The 25,361-nt window shown below is 33.6% G+C and carries 21 protein-coding genes; 16 read left to right on the top strand and 5 right to left on the bottom strand.

Annotated features, from left to right (window positions below):
• Positions 1–375 precede the first annotated feature (375 nt).
• From QZ659_RS08145 to QZ659_RS08130, 4 genes are all read left to right on the top strand, one after another.
• Positions 376–1,455 (top strand): PDDEXK nuclease domain-containing protein, encoded by a 1,080-nt coding sequence (locus QZ659_RS08145; RefSeq protein ID WP_291724687.1) that lies wholly within the window; start codon positions 376–378, stop codon positions 1,453–1,455.
• Between the two features lie 55 nt (positions 1,456–1,510).
• A complete protein-coding gene (locus QZ659_RS08140; RefSeq protein WP_291724684.1) occupies positions 1,511–1,783 on the top strand; it encodes a hypothetical protein in 273 nt (90 codons plus the stop codon).
• Positions 1,768–3,366 (top strand): AAA family ATPase, encoded by a 1,599-nt coding sequence (locus QZ659_RS08135; protein ID WP_291724681.1) that lies wholly within the window; start codon positions 1,768–1,770, stop codon positions 3,364–3,366. The genes QZ659_RS08140 and QZ659_RS08135 overlap by 16 nt, the downstream gene beginning before the upstream one ends.
• 66 nt (positions 3,367–3,432) lie before the next feature.
• A complete protein-coding gene (locus tag QZ659_RS08130) occupies positions 3,433–4,335 on the top strand; it encodes a hypothetical protein (RefSeq protein ID WP_291724678.1) in 903 nt (300 codons plus the stop codon).
• Between the two features lie 13 nt (positions 4,336–4,348).
• Here QZ659_RS08130 and QZ659_RS08125 read toward each other — a convergent pair whose 3' ends face one another.
• Positions 4,349–5,452 (bottom strand): acyltransferase family protein, encoded by a 1,104-nt coding sequence (locus tag QZ659_RS08125; RefSeq protein WP_291724676.1) that lies wholly within the window; start codon positions 5,450–5,452, stop codon positions 4,349–4,351.
• Between the two features lie 150 nt (positions 5,453–5,602).
• Positions 5,603–8,668 carry a PD-(D/E)XK nuclease family protein gene (locus QZ659_RS08120; RefSeq protein ID WP_291724673.1) on the bottom strand — a complete coding sequence of 1,022 codons (3,066 nt, stop codon included), beginning with the start codon at positions 8,666–8,668 and terminating at the stop codon, positions 5,603–5,605.
• A 186-nt stretch (positions 8,669–8,854) separates the two neighbouring features.
• Here QZ659_RS08120 and QZ659_RS08115 point away from each other — a divergent pair, with 186 nt between their 5' ends.
• The 3 genes from QZ659_RS08115 to QZ659_RS08105 all read left to right on the top strand — a co-directional run bounded on the left by QZ659_RS08115 (position 8,855) and on the right by QZ659_RS08105 (position 11,886).
• On the top strand, positions 8,855–9,277 hold the full coding sequence (locus tag QZ659_RS08115) for a hypothetical protein (protein WP_291724671.1): 423 nt from the start codon (positions 8,855–8,857) through the stop codon (positions 9,275–9,277).
• Positions 9,278–9,815: 538 nt separating this feature from the next.
• Positions 9,816–10,475 carry an RNA polymerase sigma factor gene (locus tag QZ659_RS08110; RefSeq protein ID WP_291724668.1) on the top strand — a complete coding sequence of 220 codons (660 nt, stop codon included), beginning with the start codon at positions 9,816–9,818 and terminating at the stop codon, positions 10,473–10,475.
• Entirely contained in the window at positions 10,456–11,886 is a 1,431-nt protein-coding gene (locus QZ659_RS08105) for an outer membrane beta-barrel protein (RefSeq protein ID WP_291724665.1), read from the top strand. The genes QZ659_RS08110 and QZ659_RS08105 overlap by 20 nt, the downstream gene beginning before the upstream one ends.
• A 76-nt stretch (positions 11,887–11,962) precedes the next feature.
• Here QZ659_RS08105 and QZ659_RS08100 read toward each other — a convergent pair whose 3' ends face one another.
• Positions 11,963–12,850 (bottom strand): dienelactone hydrolase family protein, encoded by an 888-nt coding sequence (locus QZ659_RS08100; protein WP_291724662.1) that lies wholly within the window; start codon positions 12,848–12,850, stop codon positions 11,963–11,965.
• Between the two features lie 115 nt (positions 12,851–12,965).
• Between QZ659_RS08100 and QZ659_RS08095 the strand changes: the two genes are divergently transcribed.
• The 3 genes from QZ659_RS08095 (at position 12,966) to QZ659_RS08085 (ending at position 14,282) form a co-directional block, all read left to right on the top strand.
• Positions 12,966–13,112 (top strand): DUF2256 domain-containing protein, encoded by a 147-nt coding sequence (locus tag QZ659_RS08095; RefSeq protein WP_291724660.1) that lies wholly within the window; start codon positions 12,966–12,968, stop codon positions 13,110–13,112.
• 127 nt (positions 13,113–13,239) lie between these two features.
• Entirely contained in the window at positions 13,240–13,701 is a 462-nt protein-coding gene (gene smpB / locus QZ659_RS08090; RefSeq protein ID WP_291724657.1) for an SsrA-binding protein SmpB, read from the top strand.
• 20 nt (positions 13,702–13,721) lie between these two features.
• Positions 13,722–14,282, top strand: a complete 561-nt coding sequence (locus QZ659_RS08085; RefSeq protein WP_291724654.1) for an NUDIX hydrolase — start codon at positions 13,722–13,724, stop codon at positions 14,280–14,282.
• A gap of 7 nt (positions 14,283–14,289) precedes the next feature.
• Here QZ659_RS08085 and QZ659_RS08080 read toward each other — a convergent pair whose 3' ends face one another.
• Entirely contained in the window at positions 14,290–15,429 is a 1,140-nt protein-coding gene (locus QZ659_RS08080) for a DUF1573 domain-containing protein (RefSeq protein WP_291724652.1), read from the bottom strand.
• A gap of 79 nt (positions 15,430–15,508) precedes the next feature.
• Between QZ659_RS08080 and QZ659_RS08075 the strand changes: the two genes are divergently transcribed.
• The 5 genes from QZ659_RS08075 to QZ659_RS08055 all read left to right on the top strand — a co-directional run bounded on the left by QZ659_RS08075 (position 15,509) and on the right by QZ659_RS08055 (position 23,413).
• A complete protein-coding gene (locus QZ659_RS08075) occupies positions 15,509–16,168 on the top strand; it encodes a hypothetical protein (RefSeq protein ID WP_291724649.1) in 660 nt (219 codons plus the stop codon).
• A 386-nt stretch (positions 16,169–16,554) separates the two neighbouring features.
• On the top strand, positions 16,555–17,883 hold the full coding sequence (locus QZ659_RS08070; protein ID WP_291724646.1) for a tetratricopeptide repeat protein: 1,329 nt from the start codon (positions 16,555–16,557) through the stop codon (positions 17,881–17,883).
• Between the two features lie 123 nt (positions 17,884–18,006).
• Complete coding sequence (locus QZ659_RS08065) at positions 18,007–18,732, top strand: hypothetical protein (RefSeq protein ID WP_291724643.1); 726 nt, start codon at positions 18,007–18,009, stop codon at positions 18,730–18,732.
• A gap of 102 nt (positions 18,733–18,834) precedes the next feature.
• Positions 18,835–21,918, top strand: coding sequence for a WD40/YVTN/BNR-like repeat-containing protein (locus QZ659_RS08060; RefSeq protein WP_291724641.1), 3,084 nt, complete (start codon positions 18,835–18,837; stop codon positions 21,916–21,918).
• A gap of 247 nt (positions 21,919–22,165) precedes the next feature.
• Positions 22,166–23,413: a sulfate adenylyltransferase subunit 1 gene (locus tag QZ659_RS08055; RefSeq protein ID WP_291724638.1), complete on the top strand. Its 1,248-nt coding sequence runs from the start codon at positions 22,166–22,168 to the stop codon at positions 23,411–23,413.
• A gap of 52 nt (positions 23,414–23,465) precedes the next feature.
• Here the strand turns inward: QZ659_RS08055 and QZ659_RS08050 are convergent, their stop codons facing one another.
• Positions 23,466–24,059: a peptidylprolyl isomerase gene (locus tag QZ659_RS08050; RefSeq protein ID WP_291724635.1), complete on the bottom strand. Its 594-nt coding sequence runs from the start codon at positions 24,057–24,059 to the stop codon at positions 23,466–23,468.
• A 182-nt stretch (positions 24,060–24,241) separates the two neighbouring features.
• On the opposite strand from QZ659_RS08050, the gene QZ659_RS08045 reads away from it, so the two are divergent.
• Positions 24,242–25,015: an ATP-grasp domain-containing protein gene (locus QZ659_RS08045; protein ID WP_291724632.1), complete on the top strand. Its 774-nt coding sequence runs from the start codon at positions 24,242–24,244 to the stop codon at positions 25,013–25,015.
• Positions 25,016–25,361: the final 346 nt, after the last annotated feature.

The following is a 25,361-nucleotide window of genomic DNA, read 5'->3' as shown; positions in this document are numbered from 1 at the left end:
ATTTTAATAAATTTACAACTATTTCTTACTATTTTTTCGTTTTGGCAAACGGATTGAAATATATAGAGCAAGTAAGTAGATAAGTAAAGTAAGTAGTAGATTCTCAAAGGTTCTGATTTGCCGATAAGAGGTAGTAGGCTTAGAAGCAAAAATTTTTCACAGAAACTTTATTTTTTGGAGTCGCCTTAAAAAGTAACTACGAAACAGTCAGTAGCTTGTTTTATCATTCGGATAACCATTTTTTGCAGCTACTCATTTTTAAACTGTTTTGATAACGCTTTTTAAATAAGAGTAAGTTAGAAAATCCCTTTTCGTTTGGAAAGGGTATTTTTTTGTATTTTAGTTTCTTGTCTATCATTACTAAAATTTATCTCCATGAAATTTGAAGACTTACTAAAAAGCATTACTACAACACATGCCACACTACAAGCAAAGGCAACACAAAGTGTAAACCAATTTCTGACGATTCGGAACTGGTGCATTGGTGCATACATTGTAGAATATGAACAAAACGGTAACGATAGAGCAAAATATGGCTCTAAACTTTTTGGTAATCTAGCCAAGCAACTAAAGTCTATAAAAGGATTGAGGAGTACAGAACTAAAAAGGTGTAGGAGATTTTATCTTACATATCCTTTATTTAGCCTTGTGATAGGAGAAAATATTTTACCTGCCTCAATTCGACAGACACTGTCCGTCGAATTGAAAACCAATGAAAATGAAGAGATTGGACTTACAAGATTGCTATTGAAAAAAATGTCCTACTCTCATCTTTCCGTTCTGATGACCATAGAAGATGCAAAAAAACGCCGTTATTACGAAATACTTACGCTAAAAACTACTCCTTCGGTAAGAGAGTTGCAGCGACAAATCAATACACTTTCCTATGAGCGTTTGGGATTATCTACGGACAAAAACTTGAGTTTTGAGAAAATAAAACAAGCCATAGCCGTACAATCGCCACAAGATGCTGTTAGAGATATGTATGTTTTTGAGTTTTTGGGATTAAGTTCGCAACAGATTTTTGATGAGAATGATTTGGAAAGTGCCTTAATTGCTCATCTACAAGAATTTATTTTAGAACTCGGCAATGGTTTTTGTTTTGAAGCAAGACAAAAGCGTATTTTGATAGGCGATGATTATTTTTTTATAGATTTGGTATTTTATCATCGTTTGCTCAAATGCCACATTTTAATAGAACTGAAAGTAGATAAAATGCAAGTCGGACATATCGCACAACTTCAAACCTACCTCAATTATTATCAAGAGGAAATAAAAGAAGAAAACGACAATCCTCCTATTGGTATATTGCTAGTTACTGACAAAAACGAGGCTCTTGTACGTTATGCAATGCCTACCCAAAACAACGACCTTTTCATCTCAAAATACAAAGTACAACTACCTACTGAAGAAGAGTTACAGAATTTTATTTTGAAGGAACTCAAAAAAAGATAATAACTATTTTTTTCATTATATTTTGTTTTCTTTTCTACCACAACACACCCACCCTATGCAACTCCTCTACCTCTGGATTGAAGACTACAAAAACATCAAACAACAAGGTTTTAATTTTAGTCCTTTGTATGATTTTGAATTTAAACCTACCAGCTTTGATAAAGATGGAAAAGTAACTGGTGGAACTTTGATAGACAAAATGGATAAGGAAGAGCGAAAGAATAAGGAAAAATTTCACAAAGACTTTTTTGGAGAAGGAATAAACAACGTTACGGCTATTGTGGGGAAAATGGGGCTGGGAAGAGTTCGGTTTTGGAGTTTATATTAGATGCATTTTGCTATTCTCTGAATAACCGTAATAAAAATGTTATCACAATTACAAAATATAACGAAGAAATATATTTACATGCTTATGATAAACTCATATCATCAACTCGGTTTATTCATTTAGATTATTTAAATCATAGACCAATTGAATACAGAAAAGATTCATCTTTCAATATATTGTTTCCAATAAACAAAAGAACAATTAATACATACGTTCCTATAATATATTACTCTGGAATTTTTGATGGCAAAAGAGAAAAGCATTTCAGAGTAGATAGAGAACAGACTTCTGTGTCTTCTAACTTTTTTTTGTCTGAAAACAATGCTAGATATTTACGTTCGAAAGACATTTATAATCAAATAAACCTTATACAAAGCGATATAGACATTAGTCAAAACATATCAATACCTAATAGATTAAATATTTCTTGTATCGTACGAAGCTACTTGGACTTTGAAAGACTTTTTAACAGTGAAAATTCATTCTCTGATTACTTTAGAAAAACTCTAATAGAAGAAATTAGAAAAGCACATGTCAATGCAAAAGGATTTTATAGGTCATTACCTTTTTCAAAAGAGCTTATTATTAGCTTATTCTACGAGTGGTGTAGTAAAAATATTAGTAGAGAAACAGAAAAATATGTGGAACTATATTTTTCCAAATACAAGGATAATCAGTATAAAAATATATTAGATTGTTTTGAAGATTTGATAATCAATCATCATATACAGTACCAAGATGATACTATAATAAAATTAATTAGTGTTTTTGAGGAAGGAATAGCAAATAATTATATACAACCACAACCTACAACTTCTCTATCTGAAAAAGAGTACCTTGTTATTGAAGACATAAAACAATTTGATAACTTAGTACAATCTCTAATAGAAAACTATGTTATTACGATGGGAAACTATGATGATTATCTAGAATTTCAATGGCGAGATATGAGTACAGGTGAAAAGCTCTTATTAAACTTGCTAGGTAGATTTTATGCTGTTCCTCATTTTCATAGAGAAAAGAAAACTATAATTCTCATAGACGAAGGCGAACTAGGCTTACATCCTCAATGGCAAAAGCAGTATTTAAAAATCTTGCTTGAAACGATACCGAAAATATTTCCCAACAAAGAAATTCAGCTTATTCTTACTTCTCATTCTCCTTTTTTGGTGTCTGACCTGCCGAAAGAAAATGTTATTTTCTTAGAAAAAGACCACCCCACAGGCGAGTGTAGAGTATCTAAGCTAGAGAGTATGAAAGAAACCTTTGGCGCAAATATCCATACGCTCTTGACCGATTCGTTTTTTATGAAAGGAGGTTTGGTAGGGGAATTTGCACAAAGCAAAATTGATGAAGCGATTGATATTCTGAATGAAAGCGAGCCAAAGAAAGAAGATTTAGAAAAGTGTGAAATGATTATTTCTATGATGGGTGAGCCGATTGTAAAAAATATGCTTCAAAAGCTATTGGATAGCAAAAGGCTACGAAAAGTGGATACAAATAGTGATGAGATTGAAAAGCTACGCAAAAGAATAGAAGAGCTAGAAAACAAAAATAACAACGGTACTGACCTATCGGTCTGACCTTATTTGTTTGCTTAGGTCAGTACCGAAGGTCAGACCGACAAAATAACCAAATACCACTCTCAAATGATTCCAATACAACACCGAGATTTAGAAAAACTAGCGCAAAGGCATTGGGAATTAATATCCAAAAGAGACATTACTGATTTTTCAAAAAAAAACTATACAAATGTTTTAAAGTGGTGCAGGGATAGAAATGTAGAATTTGAGGCTATTGTTAAGGCAAAACCTAAAGAATTAGAAAAATACGCTATTCAGTTAAAAGAAGATAAGTATTCTTCTGAAATTGAAAAGTTAAAGGATTTGTACGCAGATTTTGCAAAAGCCACAACTCAATATGGAACAAAAGATAAACCCTACAATGCTTACCATTTGGTTAAAGAATTAGGAATCGATGTTTGTCCTTATTGTAATAGAAATTATATCTACAACATTGATGAGAAAACTAAAAAAAGAACTTCTGAAATAGACCACTTTTATCCTAAAGAAAAATATCCTTTTTTAGCTATTTCATTTTATAATTTGATTCCAAGTTGCAAAGTATGTAATCATATAAAATCGTCTAAAAAAATTGACTTGAATCCTTATGATGAAAGATACTGGAATAAAGAAGTTTTGAAATTTCATTTAAAAATTAAGGATTCTAAATTTTATTATGACCAAAACAGTATTGACATCAGAATTTCTCCAAAACATGAAGTCATTAAAGCTAACTTAAAATGCTTTTCTTTACAATCGTTATATAATTCACACAAAGACCAAATCTTAGAACTTATCCAAAAACAAATCACTTATCCAGATTCGTACATTGATGAGCTTTTCCAAAAATATGAAGGGACTTTTTTTAGAAACAGAGAAGACGTAATTCGCCATCTTTCTAGTGGAATTATGGAAGAAGAAAATTTCCATCTTCGCCCTCTCTCCAAACTCACTCACGATATTGCTAAAGAATTGGGGTTGTTGGATTAATATTTCTAAAAATCTACACTTTACTTTTTACCCACTTTTTAATCTTGTTCGTATTTCTTTCAAACAAAAACCATAACGAAGAACTATACAGCAAAATAACTAAAAGATAAATCACGTAGATTCCAAAATTGGCGTAACTAAACTCAATACGCTGCTTCTGAAAAATGGTAACTAACAATATGGCAAAAGAAAAATGAGTAAGGTATAACGTATAAGAAATTTCAGAAAAGAAGTTGGTTATTCTTACTAAAAGGCTACTTTTCATCTCCACTTGTGCAAATACACACAACAAGCAAGCTGTTACTATTCCTAGTGAAAAGTCATTGAACAAAACAGGATATATCGCAAAACGAATACTACTTAGAAAAGCGAGAAAAACGATTGTAACGATAGCTACTTTTATAGTGATAAATTTTTTGAGGAAAATCTCCTTTTCTACCACCAAATAAGCTACACCACCAAATAGCCACACAATAAAATAAACGGCTATGGCTTTGCCTATAAAAAACAGCACCAAAAGAAATAAAATAGCTGATACAATCTTAACTTTTAGGTTATAATATTTAATGAGAGTAAAATATGCCAATGGAAAAAGTACATAATACCAAAACTCATACGCCAAACTCCATAAAGGACCGTTCGTACCGTAGGTAGTTGTCAAGATTTTTTGTGTAAAAAAAAGATTGCCTAAGAAAACAGAGATACCCAGTTGTCCTGTGGGATTCATATTAGGCAGAGAAGAGATTTGTCCTGAATATGTGTAAGCATGTTGAAAATAAAATAGACCAATATTATCTAACAATAGAGACATAAAAAGCGATGGAATAAGCACTATCCAAAGTCTGGTCATACGATTGATGCCATATTCTTTATAACTCCACCTATCTGCTTTGACTGAACGTTCAATACTTCGAATAATAAAGAAGCCACTCAGCACAAAAAAAATAATTACAGCTTGATGTCCAAAACCTGTTATAAAGTAAAATAACTTTTTAAAAATTGAACTTGTTGGTTCAAAATCTGTAAAAATGAGAGCTCTCAGATGAGATATAAGCACCATCAATGCAGCCACGCCTCTAAAAAAATCAAACCATATAAACTTATTCGTTTTTTCCATTCCTATACGTAATAGTTTTTTACTTAAAGTATTGGACATGAACAAATATTTACTGTTCTGTGAGCCACAGAACAGGGAAGAAATATCGTTCATTGGCGTTTTAGCATAGCGACACCAACAACTTTTATCTCATGTCCAGTAATTTATTTTTTACTCTACTTCTTCTTCTTCCCACAAATCTACATCAATTACATCAGAAAACGGAATGCTGGCATCTAACATGTTTTCCACTACTTTTTGTAAAAAGGTTTCTACCTCTGCCAAAAAACCATCTAAGGTCAAATCTTTTTCAGCTTTTAGAGCGTAAGGTGTAAAGTTGGAACTTAGCTTTCTAAAAAACCAAAACCCAGACGAAATTTCATACTCTTCTAGGCTAAAGTCTGTGGGTAAATGTTTTATTTTATTTGCTTGATAGGCTTTGATAAACAGATATTTATACAAAACAAGCTGAATAATTTTGGCTTTCTCATCGCTCAAAAGCTGTTCGAAAGTATCGGCTTTTAAGGCTGCTGCATCTAGCTTTCCTGTCTTGTAATCAATAACTTGCAGCCTTTTGATGCCCTCTTTTGTTGTGATAATATCAATTCGGTCTGCTGTTCCTTTGAGTTTTAGAGGTATTTTTTTGATTTTTCCATCTATGCCAATATCAAAAGTAATTTTGTGTACTAGGTTTTGTTCTAAAGCAATCAAGCGAATAGGAGCTTCTTCTTTCTGCAAACGCAAAAACTCTGGAATTAAAGACTGTGTAACTTCTTTCAACAAGTAATTTTTCCCTGTATCGTGAATCACTCCACCTGCAATTTTGGTAATGAGCCTTTCTACCAAAAGTTTTAGATTTTCTTTGTCATTTCGTGTCTTGTCTAACCATTCTTCAGTAATTTCTTTGCCTACAAGTGGCGCAAAAAGTTCTTCCAATGCTTCGTGCATTACTTGTCCGTAGGTGTGTTGGAACAAATCTTCTTCCATTAGTGGAGGTTCTTCTAGCTGCAACACTTTCTGCTCATAAAATCGCATTGGTTCTTCCAAATAACGACTGATATAACTTGGCGATAAACCTTCATCAGTCAGATACTTTTCTAATCTTTCAATGATAGCTGGCGTTTTTTCGACACTTCTTATCTTATTATCAAAGGTTGGTAGAGGCAAATTCAGTCTTGATTCATAGAAACTGATATTTTCCAAAGGTGCAAGTTCACTTTTAATTTGATGTACATAACGGCTCGGCTCACCTCCACGCATTCCCTCCATATCGGAAGCATAAATGAGTGTAATCTTCTTACTTCGCTGCAAAAGTCTATAAAAATTGTAAGAATAAGCTGCATCGTCTTCTGTGTGAGTGGGAAGTCCGAACTGTAAACGAATATCAAACGGAATACTGGATGTCAAGACTTTTCCATGAGGAAAAACACCTTCATTAGCAGAAATAATAATTACATTTTCAAAATCTAAGGCACGACTTTCTAGCATACCCATAATCTGAATTGGTGCAATTGGCTCTCCAGTAAATGGAATTTTTCTATCACGCATCAACTCCAAAAGTAACCTTTCAAAGGATTCTATCTTTAAAGGAATTTTGAGTTTTGCCTTTTTACTTTGATTTTCAGATTTATTTTTATTTATTTTTTTATCTAATTCTTCATCTATTTCTCCAAAAATAGAATTTCCAATATGCGTTTCTCTGTCTGGCGCAAAGGCAATTATCATTCTTTCAATTTGCTTCAAGAGTTTATAAAACTCAAACAAATACTCACTTTCTAGTGAAAATTCTTCTTGTGTAAATCGGTGTGCTAGAGCTTCAATCAGTTTGAAAAAAGAACGCATAGCCTTATGAATGTTTCCTGCACCATTTGCATCATCTTTTTTTGAACTTACGCCCCAGTCTTCGAAGAGTATAGCATAAAGCCAACCATTTATTTTATAATCAGAGAGTTCTTTTACCGAAAAATAAATCAAATTTTCCTCGTGCATTCGCTGTAAAGGAGGATTTTCGTCTTCATTAATAGGACGAATATAGGGATGTTGTAAAATTCGTTGTAAATCTTTGTGATAGACACTTAGTGGCTGCTCTTCATCACGCAACATATTTTCTTGGGCTTGAAAAAGATTTTTGATAAGGGAAAAAAGTGGCGTATTTCGCAGCGACACCCCCATCGTAATATTGACGAGTTTTTGAATATTTACACCTTCCGTACTTTTTGGAAGTGAGTAAAGCATTGGTAAAAGCATTGTTTCGTCTGGCAACAAAACGGCTGTATGATTCCTAGCTGTAGAAAATTTAAAAAACTCATTTTTAGAAATCAGCCTTTCAATCATTTCATTCAACAGATGCCCTGCTGTTTTGGCTTGCGTAATTGTATTGACTACACTAATGACTTCAATTTCCTTTTTTTGTGTTTGGATGAGATTTTCTACAAAACTGATTTCATCTTTTTTGCCTTTAATAAATCCACTTTGACGAAATTTTTTGAAATACTTTCCTGCTTCGTGCCAACTTGCATCCAAATAAAATGTATCCATATCCCAAAAGATTTTGGCTTTATTCATCTTTTGAAATCCTCTAATAATCATTTCTTCTGCCTTATAAAGCTGATTAAACCCAATAAAAACAGCACATTTGATGCGCTGCTCTTCTACCACTTGTTCTAAATTTTCATATACCCAACGAAATGCCAACCCACCGTATGCACGTCCAGAACTTTCTAGTTTTTCTCTAAAATGATTGTAGGTCTGTTCTACATTTTTCCAAAAAAGATAATATTCTGTAATTCTGCTAAGTGAGCTTATAGCTTCTTCTTTTCCCTCTTCTCCGTACATTTCGCCCCAGCGTTCTAAGGTTTTAACCTCATCCAAATACTCAAAAAGTTCGTGCGACTTGACCAAATTCCTATCTATCAAATTAAAATCGGAAAGCATCGTAATTGCCATTGGTGCAAAACGCTCCAAAGAACCAGCAACTCCCTTGTCAAACTCTTTGTAAGAATCATACAATTCGAACACAAGCGCACTTGTATCTTCAAGTTCTAGTCCAGAAGCATTCACAATAAAATCTTCTAAAGAGACGACCTTAGGAGAAAAAATAGTTTCTTCGGCTATTTCAGACAGAAACGTTTTGAAATACAGACAAGCCCTTCGTGTGGGCAGGATAATATGCAAACTGGAAATATCCGTTTTGTATTCTTGGTATAATTCGGTGGCTACTTTTTGGAGGAAAGACATATTGCAAATGAACAATTAAAAATAAACAATGAGCTACAAATTACGCATATTTTTCTAGTCTGCTCTAATTATTTTAGATACTACAAATAAAATTTAGCAAAAAGGAGTTTTACAAAATAAATTCTTACTTTTAGGAAGGCTTAACAACCTACATCAAATTTATTTTATCATCATAACTTATTCATTATGAATACTCTTTCGTTAAAATCATTAGTATTTGCTCTTTTTATGCTTTTTACTTTTGCTTCTTGTGGAGGTGAAAAAGAAGCTAATAATAACTCTGCTACAGGCACAGCAGATGGAGTTACGGGAACACTTACCTTAGACAAAACCAGTGTCAAAGTAAATGAAGCTCTAAAAGTTTCGTTTACAGTAGATAAAAAACTTACAGGAAACCCTTGGATTGGCATTATTCCTTCTGAAATAGAACACGGTGATGAAGGTAAAAACGATGCTCATGATGTTTCTTACAAGTATTTTGACAATCAAGAGAGTGGAACATTAGATTTTACAGCACCTACTAAAGCTGGGAAATACGATTTTCGTATGCACACCACTGACAGCAAAGGGGTAGAAATTGTTTCTATTTCATTTGAAGTTACAGAATAAACAAAAAAGTTGTTTAAAGAATGAAAAAATAGCCGTAAACGAGGGAATAATTATCCTAAACGATGGTTAGAAACCTCGTTTACGGTTAAAAAACATATTAACTTCGCTCGCTTTCAAGTCTTAAACAACTTCTATGAAAATGGTTTATTCATTTTTTTATAAAACTTCATTTTTATTTGTGTCTATCCTAACTTTTTTTGCATAAATTTGCAAATTGCTACTACAAAAAACATCTTCTTTTTATCCTACAATCAATTTGTAAAAATTATAATTTTTTGCTGCATTTTAAAGGCTACGTGCGTCCTTACAACAAACTATTTCTCATACCTTCTTGTTAATGGGAATATCAAGAAATAGAAAAATTATATTATAACCATTGTAATAAACATCTACTAAATAATCATTGCTCATATCATAACTATTCAATTAAGTAAAGACTACTTTCAGTTAAGAAAGCTAATTTATTTTATTTATTTCGAATCTTTGTGCAACCCTTTTATACCTATTGTGGGTCTTCTATATGAGTGAATTTCCTATTATGTCAAATTTTTCTGCACATAACGGAAGTCAATCTATTGAAAAGGTCAAAGACCAAGAAGAAGAAACAGATAATGAATATACGACAGAACGTATTTCATATACTCCATCTTCTGAAGAGTCTCAGCTTATCAATGATTGCATCAAGGGCAAACGTCAGGCGCAGCGTACATTGTACGAACAATTTGCACCCAAGATGTATGCTATTGCGATGCGTTATGCCAAAACAACCCTAGAAGCAGATGATATTTTGCAGGAGTCTTTTATCAATGTGTTCAAACACATAAATACTTTTGCAAGAGATTGTCCAATAGAATTTTGGATTCGTAGAATTGTCATTAATCAGGCACTCAAAACAGGAAGAAACAAATTTGATAAAGCCTCTAAAGAAGAAGTAAGTGATATAAATTACAACTCAGAAGAGAACCTAATTTTAGACCACTTCGAACTAGAAGAGCTTTTACAAATCATTCGTAGGTTGCCAGAAGGCTTTCAGCAAATCTTTAACCTCTATGCCATAGAAGGTTATAAACACAAAGAAATTGCTGAAATGCTAGAAATCAGCGTAGGAACATCAAAATCACAGTATGCACGAGCAAGAGCGCAATTACAAGAAATGCTCTTGAAAGAAGACGAAAGTTATGAACAACTTCGGAAATAAAAACCGAAAGCAGTTGGAAGAACAGTTTAGAAGCAAATTTGAAAATGCTCAATTTATTCCTCCTGCTCATTTATGGGAACAAATAGATGCAGCTTTAGACGAAAAGCCTTGGTACAAACGCCCTTTATTTTATTGGACTTCTGGACTTGTGGCAGCACTTCTTCTAGTGGTTATGTTTTGGTTTACTTTGGTGTATGAAAATAATGATAAGCCTTCAAATACTATTATTACAGACAAAGATAATATAGAAAATAGCATACAGCATTCTGAAAAAATAGTTACTGATAAAAATATTGTCAATACTGATAAAGTATTAGAAGAAAATTCTATTACAGAATCAAATCCAGAAACTCATCCAATCCATAAAGAACACAAACAAAACGATAAAATTGTAAAAAACACAAAGTCAAACTCTACTTATACTGATACAAATTCCACTTCCGACAAAAATAATACTTCTGACATAGCTGTTTCAGTTATTGTTAGAGATAAAAAGAAAGACAATGTTACTGATACAAATCTGTCTGATGAAGTAGAGACAAATACAGAGATTAACTCTTTTACTGTTCTTGCTCTTAAAGAATATCCTTTAGATGAGTTTGTTCCTTTTGCAAATCCACTTTTTGAAATGGATATTTTCATAGAAGAAGATTCTACTGCTGAAAATGCTGTTGCAGATACTACTCTTCCAAATGAAGAAACTAAAAAAACTTCTGGAATTGCTATAACTCTAGGCGCAAACTATACACAGGGAATTTATCAGCCTAGTTTTAGAAGGGATTCGCTCTATAATGGCTTATCAGTTATTGGAACATATAGTAATAACCTTGCTGATACGCTCCCACAAACAAATATTAGTGGAACTTACTCACAAATGGGCTTTGATGTAGCATTGCAATTTGGAAAAAATAGACGTTGGAGCTTAAATACAGGGTTAGCGACAGGAAAAGCAACTTATTCGTTTGGTTCTACAAACTATGTTCGTATAAATGCAGATTTGACAGATACTTTGAACTTACGTGAAATTCCAAATAACCAAGTAGAAGTAAATTATGAATGGCTACAAGTTCCGATAGCAGTGGGTTATCAGTTTGGCGAAACAAGAGCTAAAAAATTTAGTGGTTTTGCACAACTTGGAACTGCCATTGAATATTTGAACAGTTATTCTTATACAAGTGCAGACCCAGATTTTACGTATGCTTTAGGAACTCACAGAATCATAAATACAAACGTTTGGACACAAGTAGGAATTAATTATCATGTTACAAATCGTTGGGCTATTTGGGCTGGAGGAACATACAAATCTTCACTTTCTTCGCTTATCAATGAAGATGGTGTTACGTTTTCTTCACAAGCATATGGCTGGCAAGTCGGAACACGATTTACAGTCTTTAGTTCTAAGAAAAAATAAATTAAAAAACGGTTCAAATAGTAATTTGAACCGTTTTTTGTGATATAATTATCATTGTCAAATTTTATTTCAATTATTAATACCAATTCTTTTTCAAAAACTGAATCGTTTTTTTGCGAGCTTCTTTTGCTGCTGTTTCATTGTATGCTGGTGAACTTGGGTTAGCAAAAGCGTGGTCAGCGTCATAGCCTAGAATAGTGATGGTCTTGTCAGCTTCTTTCATAGACTTTTCAAAATCCTTCATCACTTTTGGCGTAATCCATTTGTCTTTCGTTGCATAAATTCCCAAAACAGGCGATTTTATCATCTTTATACGCTCCATTTCCTTTTCTGGCATTCCATAATACATTACAGTTGCCTTAGCGTAATCATTTGAAATAATAGAACTTTGAAGAGACCAACCACCACCAAAACACCAACCAATAGTAGCAATCTGTAAAGGCTGACTAACTTCTTCCATTGCCTTCTCTTTTGCCTGTTTGGTTACAGCTTCAATAATTGATTTTGCACGCTCGTTGTCCATTCCCTGCATATATTTTTGAGCATCTTCTCTTGTCGTGGCAACTTTTCCATCATACAAATCAATGGCTATCACATTGACCTTACAGCTAAAATCTTTGTAATATTTTTCAGCTTCTTTTTTTACATAGTCATTCAATCCCCACCATTCATGAAACACAAATAAATATTTGCCTGTCGGCTTTTTAGATTTTACCATAAAAACATTAGCATCTTCTCCACCTGCTACCTCTAATTTAGACATTTCGCCATATTGAGGTGTAAAATCGAAAGCAATCGGATTGGGATGTTTGTTTACAAATTCTTTATCAGTAGTAAATTTAGCAAACTCATCAACTGAACAACACGCTGTATTTTCTGATTCTGTAAAAAACAAAAAATATGATCCTATTCCTGTAAAAACAGCAATAATAGATAGAAAGAGATAATTTTTTGAAAGCATCATTTTGTAGTAGATTTTAAATTGAAAAAAATAAAGGATTTTGAAAAACACGTATTCCGAACAAAAAATTAGGGTAAGTTGTTTTCAAATAAAATTCCATCAAAAAAAATAAAACAAAATGGGGAAGCACATAAAAAAAGATGATTTACCTCAAAAAATATGTGTAGTTTGTCAGAAGCCATTTACATGGCGCAAGAAATGGGAAAAAGTTTGGGAAGAGGTAAGATATTGTAGTGAAAGGTGTAGAAGGAACAAAACCAAATAAAGTTCTATTTTTAAATTTGTAAATTTGTATAGAAAAATATGTTACAAACCCATAGAGAAGATAAAACGAACTTATACTTTTAGAAAAAAGTTACAAGAAAATATCATCACTAACAATAAAAACAATTATGTCAGGTAAGAAAAAAGAAATTCAGAAATCGGTCAGTATAAAAAATCGTAAGGCTTCTCATGAATATCACTTCATAGACACCTACCAAGCAGGAATTGTCTTGCAGGGCACAGAAATCAAATCTATCCGAATGGGAAAGGTTACTATGAGTGATGCGTTTTGTCTTTTTATTGGAGACGAACTTTTTTTGCGTAATCTTCATATTTCACATTATGATAATGGAAATATTCACAACCACGAAGAAAAAGCAGACCGAAAACTTCTCTTGAAGCGAAAAGAACTTCGCAAACTTCAATACGATGCACAAGATGTAGGACTAACTATTGTTCCAACAAGAGTATATATCAATGCTAGAGGTTTAGCAAAAGTGGAAATTGCACTTGCAAAAGGTAAAAAACTCTACGACAAACGCCAAGATTTGAAGGCAAAAGATGCCAAACGAGAAATAGAACGTTATTAATGGAAAACTTAAACTTGATAATGGACAAACAAGACATTTTAAAGCTACTAGAAAACTATCAGCCAATATTTTCAGAAGAAAAAAAATTCCAAAAAGAAATCATTGATTTCATAGAACAAAATGATGATTTTGCTCTACGTTCTAACCTAACAGGACAACTTACAGGCTCTGCGTGGGTAGTAAACAGTGAACGAACCAAAGTATTGCTCATTCACCATAAAAAGCTAAATAGATGGCTACAAATTGGTGGACACATAGAAACTGATGATCAAACTATTGAGCAAACCATTCTTAGAGAAGTAACAGAAGAAAGTGGACTAAAAAATTTAAAACTACTTTCTTCTTCTATCTACGACCTTGATGTTCATACTATTCCTCAAAAAAAAGAAGTAGCAGAGCATCTTCATTTCGATATTCGACTGGTAGTAGAAGCTGATGAAAATGATACTCTACTTGCTCAAAATGAAGAAGTTTTGGATGTCAAATGGTACTTTGTATCTGAAATGGAAAACCCATCAGAAACAGATATTTTGATAGATGCCTCTATGAAAAGAATGATAAATAAAATGAAAAACATCTAATTCCAAGTTATCTAAAATCAGCTTTTATTTTTAAAGTTCGTATGGGTTTTCTAGGGTCATTACAGATTAAGGTAAGCGAACGAACATAATTTCCACGGTCTTCTGGTGTCTGAAAAACTACTTTTATAATAGCATTGCTATGAGGTAAAATTTCGTTCCATTCCGTTTTTTCTGTAACGAGCTTACAACCATATCCTTCTATTATTCTATGCACTCTTAGAGGCATATTACTTGTGTTTTTCAAGACAAAAGTTGCTTCTAAGGAATCTTTTCCCTCTAAGTTTTTCAAATAATGGCTTCCCAAACTGGCATAGTCATCTTCTATTTTCAACTCTGGATAGGCTTCCAACATCTCTACATTCAAGGTTGGAAAATACTCTTCAATATTAGAAGTAACTTTAAAACTTATTTTGTTGGGCTGTTTGGCTTGTGTACCAAAAAGAATGACAGAATCTTCCAAATAGCCAAAATCATTTTTCAAAAGTGGGTCATAAATAACATAAATTGCTCCTAGCTCTCCTGCTTTTAAAATATGACTGGAGTCAAAACGCACTTGTATATGTTTTGGAGTTTCCATTTTGCCTGTAAAAATTAAATCTTCTTTACTTGCATTATAAAACTCAAATTTCTTGGTAATGGGAACTCTATTCAAAACATTTCCAAAATGTAGATATTTTGTCTTGGTACGAACCTCTGGCATAGTTTGAAGGCTATACTTAAAATCTCTCTCTTTGTCTAGAGCAGGGCGAAGCTCTCCCTTCAACATTAAAGTTTGTGTGCCTGCTTTATCTGTCTTTACTGTAAATATTTTGACAAAACTTCCATAACTGTAAGGTAAAAACATTAATTCTACAAAGGAACTATCTCCCTTTAAGACTGTTTGATTATCACTGTTTTCTTTAGAAAATGTACAAGCACAGTCTGTTGTAATATCTAGTATCTTAATTTCTTCTTCCGAACTGTTCTTAAAATAGAATTTATGAGAGAGCGTATCTTGGAATTCTATTTGCCCAAAGTCAAATTCTTTTTCTGCAAATTCTAGTGTTGAGTTTTGAGTATAAGCTACTTTGGAGAAGCAAACAAACAGAAAAACAAATAAAACAGGGGAAGCAAATATTTTTTTGAGCGCAAGCTGTATTTTGTACATAACTGATTACTTATTAACTTGTATTTATTATGAAGTGAGTAGGAAATTAGAAAAATCTATTTCTTTTCGAATTAAAATTATGGATTCAACTACAAAAATAGTAAAAAACAATTTTGAAGGAGCGAATTTTTTATTGGTCAGTTGGCGAGATTTGACAGCAAGTTTTTCCCTTCCAGAAGATACAGGTATAGAAATATTTACACTGCTTGGTATTCAGTATAAAGAAACTACACGCCATTACCACAATTGGGAACATATAAAATCTATGCTACGAGGCTTAGACGATTATTCAGAAGAAATAAACGATAGGTTATCTGTCGAACTCGCTATTTGGTTTCATGATGCCATTTATGTGCCACTCAGAAAAGATAACGAGAGTAGAAGTGCAAAGTTTTTTCAAGGACAGTTATCAAAGCACCTACCATCAGAAAGAGTCCGAAAAGTAATGAAGTATATTGAAGCCACTAAAAACCATGCAAAAACAACCGATGCAGATTTAAGAGTTTTATTGGATTTAGATTTAGCTATTTTAGGACAATCTAAAAAAGTATATCAGAGATATTCTAGTCAAGTGAGAGAAGAATTTGGTTATGTTCCCAACTTTCTCTACAAAAGAGGTAGAAAACTCGTTTTGAAAAGTTTTTTAGAAAAAGAAACTATTTATCAGACCAATTATTTTAAAGAACATTTAGAAGAACAGGCGAGAGAAAACATTAGAGAAGAATTGGACAATCTATAATGCTACTGATGCTTTAAGAAATTGCTCCTCAAAACTTATAACTTTTATGTACTACCTAAAAATAGTACATATTTTTTTTGCTCAACATTGAATTGATTCTAAGTGTAAGATACTCTAATATAAGCCTTTACACATCATAATTAGCTTTAAAAACAACCCTCAAAAGCACTTGAATTATACTATTTTAAGTTTTTATAAAATAATTTTAAGTCAAGAAAAAATGATTTCTAAAATTCGTAGGAATAGTTTGCATTCTTATCGAAAAACACCTTTTCAAAGCAACCTTTAGCCTATTGACATTCGTTTAACAATGTAAAGACTTTTAACTTCTGTTCAACCAAAATTTCATCTATATAAAATACAACTACCAATTAAAACCAATAAATATGAAAAAGACGATTTACTTTGCGTGCATCTTATTAGGTAGCGTCTTTAGCTTTGCCCAATTTGCATACGCTCAACACGAAGGTTTAGACTGGTTTGCTAATGGCGAACGTCACAAACAACAAGCTCGCTACGACTTAGCTCTTCAAGAATATGATAAGGCTGTTCAGAGAGAACCACGTAATCACCTTTATCTTTTTTCGAAGGCACAATGTGAGTACCAACTGAAAAGACCAAAAGAAGCTGCTAATTCATTGAGTTATGTTATTCGTCTCAACAGTAGCTATTCGCCAGCTTATGCTCTTCTTGCCAAGATTTATGCAGACCAAAATGACAATAAAAAAGCAGCGCAACTCTATGATATTGCAGCTCGCTATGAAAGTGAGAAAGAAAAGAGACAATTTTATCGCTTTTTTGTTATCAAACAAAACTTAGCAGAAAAAAACTGGGCAACAGCTTTTGAGAAGATAAAACTTACTAAAACTGAATTTCCAAAAAACCTTGAACTCTATTATTTAGAATCACAAGTAGCCAATTACTTAGGTAAATATGCAGAGGCAGTAAAAGCCATTGAAACCATTGAGCCAGTAATCTCATCATTACACCCTAGTGAAAATGCTCGTTACTATTATCAGAAAGGGTATGCTTACTATCACTTAGATAATTTTGAGGAAGCCTTCAAAACGTGGTCAAAGGCAAAGTATGGAAACTTCAAAAGCAAGATAGAAGAGTTTTCTCCTGCTCGTTATGCATATTTAGCAGAGGCTTACACAGAAGTCCGTCAGTACAATGAAGCACAGGCTTATGCTCAAAAGGCTCTAAAAATAGACCCTAATAATGCGAGTGCATATTTCACACTAGCTAATTTACAAAACAATAAAGCAAAATCGGACGTAGATAAAACTTTAGAACTTTATTACAAATCAGCAAAGTTTGAAAAAGATTTGAAGCGTAGCACTCAAATTTATGAAGAGATTGCCAGCTTAGAACTTTCTAAAAATAATTTTGAAAATGCACTTAAAGCCACAGAAAACGGTTTGACTTTTAATTCAGGTAATAAAAACTTACTTTATTTGAATGGACTAGCTCTTTTTCACTTGCATAAAAACCAAGAAGCTGCCGAAGCTCTTCAAAAAGCACTAGCACAGATGAGAGACCCTATAGAGCATTCTCGTTGCATGTTTTTGTTAGGTTTAGCGTATCGCAATGGAGGAAAACTAGACCTTGCTCGCCGAGCATTTGCCAATATACAGGCACAGCCCTTCAAAATTGCTGCTACCAATGAAACAAAACTTATTAATCAAGCAGAAAATATAGAAGAAACAGAATAAAAATACGCTTCACTTACTACTTTATCTTACTTTCTAAAAGTCATTTTAACTTTATGTTGAAATGGCTTTTTTTAATGGTTATCTTAGCAAAACTAATTTTTACTTTTAGAAATAAATCTAATAATGAAATTCATATTTAGCATTGCCATTTGCTTCTTATTATTGAGTTGTACTACTAAGGAAAATTCCACTCAATCTACAAAAATAGAATCAACAGATACAGTACAAACGACTTTAGAGAAACCCCAGAAAAAAGAACTTATTCAGATTGATACTCTCCAACCCATAGAAGGTACTTTTATAGTCGATGATTATCCTATTACGAATCAAATGCTTGAAGAGAACAGGAAAAAAATGCTAAAGGAAATGATAAAGAATGGTTGGGGTTCTGAGTTTGAGTTCATTATTAGTAATGATAAAACGGAACTTCTAGTATTTAACCTATACACAGACTATCACAGACTTCTAACATGCCATTTTAAAGTTGATGAGATAGATAATATTTTAGATAAGATAGAACGAGATATATTAAATGGCGAACAGAAACACCTTCAAAAATTTATTTCAAAATTAAAACCTGCTAACTTTAAAAAATTTATCTCTAACAAAGGAATAAAAATAGGCTTAGAGAAGGAGGAAGTTATAGAAATTTATGGTACACCTCATAAGGAAGAAAACAATGAAGGAATAGAAATACTAACTTGGGAATTTGTTGGAGATATTCTCTATGACAGAAAAACAGATCTAAATGGAATACCATTAGCCAAAAATAACTACGGACACCAAGTAAGTATTTTTTTTAAAAACGGAAAAGTTATTGGTCAGACTTTACATAATGATATTCCTTAAAATATATGTAGGTCAGACTTCCAGTCTGACGGAAAAGTAAAATTTAAAAACCAGTCTGAAAGACTGTTATACGAAAACCCTTTACACAAATAAAAAACAACAATGATACACAAGATAGAAAGCTATTTCTTTACGCTACTGCTTCTAATAAGCACAGCTACATTTACTCAAGCACAAACTCCCTTCAAACCCGACACTACCTACTTTTCAGCTTCCAAATGGCGACAAGTCAGCCCGTATCGTGGTGGGCGTTCGGCAGCTGTAACAGGTGTAACTGGAAACCCAGACCTTTTTTATTTTGGAGCTACTGGTGGTGGAGTTTGGCGCACTGAAGATGGGGGTATGAGTTGGGAAAATATTTCTGACCCAGATTTTGGCGGTTCTATTGGTGCTGTGGCTGTAAGTGAATACGACAACAACGTAATTTATGTAGGAGGAGGTGAAAAAACCGTTCGTGGAAACGTCTCTCACGGAAACGGAATGTGGAAAAGCCTTGATGCTGGCAAAACGTGGAAAAAAATAGGCTTAGAAGATTCTCGTCATATCACACGTATCAGAATACATCCTAAAAATCCAGACTTGGTTTATGCTGCCGTTTTGGGTCATTTATTTGGCTCAAATGAAGAAAGAGGTGTTTATCGTAGCAAAGATGGAGGCAAAACGTGGGAAAGAATTTTATTCTCAAGCAAAGATGCAGGGGCAATAGATTTAATTCTTGACCCAACCAATCCAAGGGTAATTTATGCTAGCACGTGGAAAATACGTAGAACACCTTACAGTTTAGAAAGTGGTGGAGAAGGCTCTGCACTTTGGAAAAGTACAGACGGTGGCGATACATGGAAAAACCTTTCAAAAGAATCATCTGGACTTCCAAAAGGAACATTAGGAATTATGGGTGTTACGGTTTCTCCAGCCAAAAAAGATAGAGTTTGGGCAATTATTGAAGCCAAAGACGGTGGTGTTTTTCGTTCTGAAAATGGTGGCGAAACGTGGGCAAAAGTAAACGATGAGAGAAAACTTCGTCAAAGAGCATGGTATTATACTCGCATTTATGCACATCCAACAAATCCAGAAGGAGTTTATGTCTTGAATGTGAATTTTCATTTCTCGTCTGATGGAGGAAAGAGTTATGAAAGAATAGAAACTCCACACGGCGACCATCACGACCTGTGGTTAGACCCTCAAAACCCAGAACGAATGATTATTGGAGACGATGGTGGGGCGCAAATTTCTAAAAATGCAGGGAAGAGTTTTTCTACCTATCTCAATCAGCCAACAGCACAGTTTTATCGTGTCAGTACGGATAATCATTTTCCATACAGACTGTACGCAGGGCAGCAAGACAATTCTTCACTTCGTATTTCTTCACAAGACCAATCAGAATGGGAACCAACAGCAGGAGGGGAAAGTGGACATATTGTAGCCGACCCAAAAAATAATGACATTGTGTATGGAGGTTCGTATGACGGATTTTTGATGCGTTACAATCACAAAACTGGCGAAACTCGTTTGGTAGATGTTTACCCAGATAATCCAATGGGTTGGGGAGCAGCAGAACTAAAATATCGTTTTCAGTGGAATTTCCCTATTTTCTTCTCGCCAAATGATGAAAATATACTTTACACGGCAGCCAATGTACTTTTCAAAACTACCAATGAAGGGCAAAATTGGGAAGCTATCAGTCCAGATTTGACAAGAAATGACAAAACAAAAATGCAATCTTCAGGAGGAGAAATTACAAAAGACAACACAAGTGTAGAATATTACGGAACAATTTTCGCAGCAGCCGAATCTCCAGCTGAAAAAGGCGTAATTTGGACAGGCTCTGACGACGGACTTATCCATATCACAAAAGATGGAGGCAAGAACTGGGAAAACATCACACCTACAAATCTCCCAGAGTGGGCAATGATAAATTCTATTGATTTACATCCTACAAAAAAAGGCGTGGCTTACGTTGCTGCCACTCGCTACAAGTCTGACGATTTTACTCCCTATCTCTACAAAACGAAAGACTACGGCAAAACGTGGACAAAAATAACGAACGGCATTCCAAAAGATGATTTTACAAGAGTTTTACGTCTTGACCCAGTTCGTGACGGACTTTTGTACGCAGGAACGGAAAGCAGCGTTTATATTTCCTTCGACGACGGACAAAACTGGCAGCCGATGCGTTACAATTTGCCTATCGTTCCGATTACAGATATGCAGGTAAAAGAAAATGATTTGATTGTTTCCACGCAGGGCAGAAGTTTTTGGATTTTTGATGATTTAAACCCCATTAGAAACTTTGATAATCAGAAAGTAGAAAAGCTCAAAACGGATAATTTCCTTGCTTTTGCACCAAGTGACACGTATTTGAGTGATAGGAATATGGAAATGTATTTTTATTTGAATGAAAAACCAGATACATCAAAGATTTTAGAAATTGAAATTTTAGATAAAAATGGAAATCTCATTCAAAAATATTCCTCTGATGCTAAAGCTACTAAAGACAAAGATTCAGAAATAAAATCTCTTAAAGCAGAAAAAGGAGCAAATACCTTCAAATGGAACATGCGTTACCCAGATGCTAAGAAATTTGAGGGAATGATTCTTTGGTTTGGTGGAACACAAGGCGTGGAAGCAATGCCAGACGACTATAAAGTAAAGGTTACTTTCAGAGGCAAAACGCAAGAAGTAGATTTCAAACTTTTGAAAGACCCACGTTGGAGCGTTTCGGACGCAGATTTGAAAGAACGTTTTAAGTTTTTAAAGGAAATCAGAGACAAACTTACTGAAACACACGAAGCCATTATCAATATCCGAAAAATGCGTTCAGATTTGAATGATTGGAAAGCTAAAGCAAAAGAAAACAAGGAGTGGAAGGAAGTGGCAGAATCAGCAGATAAAATCATCAAAGAACTCACAAAAATTGAAGAGACTCTTTATCAAACGCAAAACCGAAGTGGACAAGACCCATTGAATTTCCCTGTTCGTCTGAATAACAAATTGAGTGCCTTAGCTACAACAGTGGGTTATGGAAACTTTCCACCAACAGAAGGTGCAAAAGAGGTCAAGAAAGACATCACAGAAAAAATAGACGAGCAACTCAAAATGTATTACAACATCTTGAAAACAGATATTCCAGCTTTTAATAAACTGGTGGCAGAGAAAAATATTCCTGCAATTAGTGTGGGGGAGTAGTTTCTAGTTTAAAAGTGAAAATATCATTTAGCTCAAAACTTTATTAATCACATAGGCACATAGAAAAATACTATGTTCCTATGTGGTTGAAAAAATTACCTCCAATAAATAAAAACATAAGAACTCAAGATATGAATTGATTTTTTACAACTACGTTCATACTAATAACTAAAAATATACTTTATCCACCTCTTTTTTCTACCTTTGTTCTGATTAATTTAGACAATAAAAAATTAAGAATAACCAAATGGATTTATTGCGTTTTGCTACAGCAGGCAGTGTAGATGATGGAAAAAGTACACTTATTGGCAGACTTCTCTATGATACCAAAAGTATTTTTGAAGACCAACTCACAGCCATAGAAACAGCAAGTAAAAGGCGAGGAGAAGAACAGGTAAACCTTGCCCTCTTGACAGATGGTTTGCGTGCAGAGCGAGAACAAGGCATTACAATTGACGTAGCGTATCGTTATTTTGCTACACCAACACGCAAATTTATTTTGGCAGATTGCCCTGGTCATATTCAGTACACTCGTAATATGGTTACGGGAGCTTCGACGGCTCAACTTTTAGTCATTCTGATTGATGCAAGACAAGGAATTGTAGAACAAACACGACGACATACGTTCATTGCAGAGCTTTTAGGCATTAAGCACTTGGTAGTTTGTGTCAATAAAATGGATTTGGTAGAATATGATGAGGAAGTTTTCAAAAAAATAAAATCAGAATATTTGAGTTTTGTCAAAAAAACACGCATTTCGGAAGTGAGTTTTATTCCGATTAGTGCGCTCAAAGGAGATAATGTGGTTGAAAAATCAGAGAATATGGAATGGTATAAAGGAACAAGTTTTTTATATCATCTGGAAAATGCTTATATCGGAAATACGTGGGATTTTATTAATTCTCGTTTTGCTGTTCAGCATGTTATCCGTCCACAATCAGAAGATAAAAATCTACATGATTATAGAGGGTATGCTGGCGAAGTTTTGGGAGGAGTCTTTAAAAAAGGTGATAAAGTTACTGTTCTGCCTTCTGGTTTTTCTACAACCATTAAAAAACTAGATGCCTTTGATGGCGAACAAGAAAAAGCATTTCCACCTCAAAATATTACGATGCTTTTAGAAGACGATATAGACATTAGCAGGGGAGATATGCTTGTTAAGCCAGACAACAAACCCAACATAGGACAAGATTTGGAACTGATGCTTTGCTGGCTAAACGAGCAAAAACTCCAACCCAATGGAAAATATTTACTTAGACATACCACTCAAGAGACAAAAGCCATTTTGAAGGAAGTCGTCTATAAAATAGACATCAATACGCTTCACAGAAAAGAAAATGACTTAGAAATAGGATTAAATGATATTGGAAGAGTCAGAATCAGAACAGCCAAACCCATTTTTTATGATAGTTATTCTAAAAACAAACGCACAGGAAGTCTTATTTTGATAGACTTACAAACCAATGCCACAGTAGCTGCTGGAATGATTATTTAAACAAAAATGGTCAATGAAATTCATTTTTCATTGACCATTTTTTTAGTTATGATTACTTCTCTGTTTTTACTTCAGGATAAGAATAACCATATTTTTCTGTGATTTTCTCTTTAGAAACTTCGTCTATACTGAAATTCACAACAATCTTTTCTACTGGACGGTCTGGGTATTGCGTTTTTTGTTCAGCCACTTTATCAATTACATCAAAGCCATCGATAACCTGTCCGAAAACGGTATATTGTCCGTCTAAGTGATTAGCTCCGTTGTCTTTCTCTACAATATAAAACTGCGAGCCACTAGACTTTCTTTCAGGATTCACTCCATCACCTAATCTTGCTGCTGCTACTGCACCTCTACGATGTGGGTGGTTAGATTTGATTTCGGCTGGAACAGTATAACCTGGTCCTCCAGTTCCGTATTCTCTAGGGTCTTTAGATGAATCTTTTGTGTATGGGTCGCCACCTTGAATCATAAAACCTTTGATTACTCGGTGGAAGATTGTGCCATCATAAGTGCCATCTTTTACTAATTTGATAAAGTTCTCTTTGTGTTGGGGTGTGTCATCAAAAAGAATCATTTTCATATCGCCAAATTTAGTAGAAAGTGTGATTACTTGGTCTTTTTCTGTGTTGCAAGAACTGCTCATAAGGAATGAAATTAAGATAAATGAAAATAGTAAACGTATTAAATTGTTATTTTTCATTGTGTTAAAATAATTTGTGTAAATATTGTTTTGCTTTAAGAACTTTTCTAAAATGAGTTGTGTAGTTTATTTATCATCAGACAAATTTACCATTAAAAACAGTTTCATTAAAATTTCTATTCAAAATGATTGATGTCTATGTCTTGAATCCGATTAATGTTGCCAACCGTCCACAGTTAGGAGCTTTTACGGCTATGAAAGGCTTTGAGTTTATGGGGGCAAAAAATATGTTAGTAGATAGCATTGCAGAAATGAAAGCCTTAAAAAATAGTAAAGAAACTGATTTTGACAACAAGGAAAATATTGCTGTTGGTGGAATTGGATTTGTAAAAAGTAGGCTAGAATATTTAGGCTATCTTCATAAGCTACAAACAGGTTTTGATTATCCAAAAGAACTTAGAAACTACTTAGGCAGAGAAATTTGGACTTCGACAATTGATGAAGTAAGTCAGACACTCCCTAATATTTTCATTAAACCCAAAGACGAAATCAAACAAAAATTTTTTACTGGACTGGTCATAAACTCATCAAAAGACCTCATCGGAAAAGGCATACAAGGAGAAAATTATGAAGTTTGGTGTTCAGAACTTATTCATCCCATAGCAGAATTTAGAGTTTTTGTGAGATACAATGAAATATTGGACGTTAGGCAATATAATGGAGACTATACTGTAAATCCAGATTACAAAGTTATTCAAAACTGTATTCGTGATTTCAGATCTGCACCAAGAGCGTATGGAATAGATTTCTGTGTTACGAAAGAAAGAAAAACACTACTTTTAGAAGTAAATGACGGTTTCTCTTTGGGAGACTACGGTCTGAATTTTCTGAAATATGCTAAACTTAACTATACACGTTGGAGTGAATTGGTAGAGTGTAAAGATTATTTTAAATTTTGAATACAGTTATAAGTATTAGAAATAGAATTTTTAAAAGACCAATCTATTTTCAGCATTTGATAAACCTTTACAGGTTAGCCTAAAAAAATCCAATAAAAAATAAAATCAGAAGTAACATTCAAAGCAACTGGAAAACACATCATTTATTTTCACGCCTACTTTATTTTTTTCAATAAAAATTCTTACATTTGCATTTCTTTTATAAATCGTCATATATCACGATTTAACTTTGAAGAAAATACTTCATTATCAATCAGCTATGAAGTTTTTTAGCCCTCTATACCAAATCCAATATGATATATAGGTGAACAATCGTGATAGTATTTACTTTAAACTTCATTCATTG

This window comes from Bernardetia sp. (assembly GCF_020630935.1).
GTDB lineage: Bacteria > Bacteroidota > Bacteroidia > Cytophagales > Bernardetiaceae > Bernardetia.
Note: the sequence above shows the minus strand (reverse complement) of the source record. Positions and strands in the feature narration are given on the sequence as shown.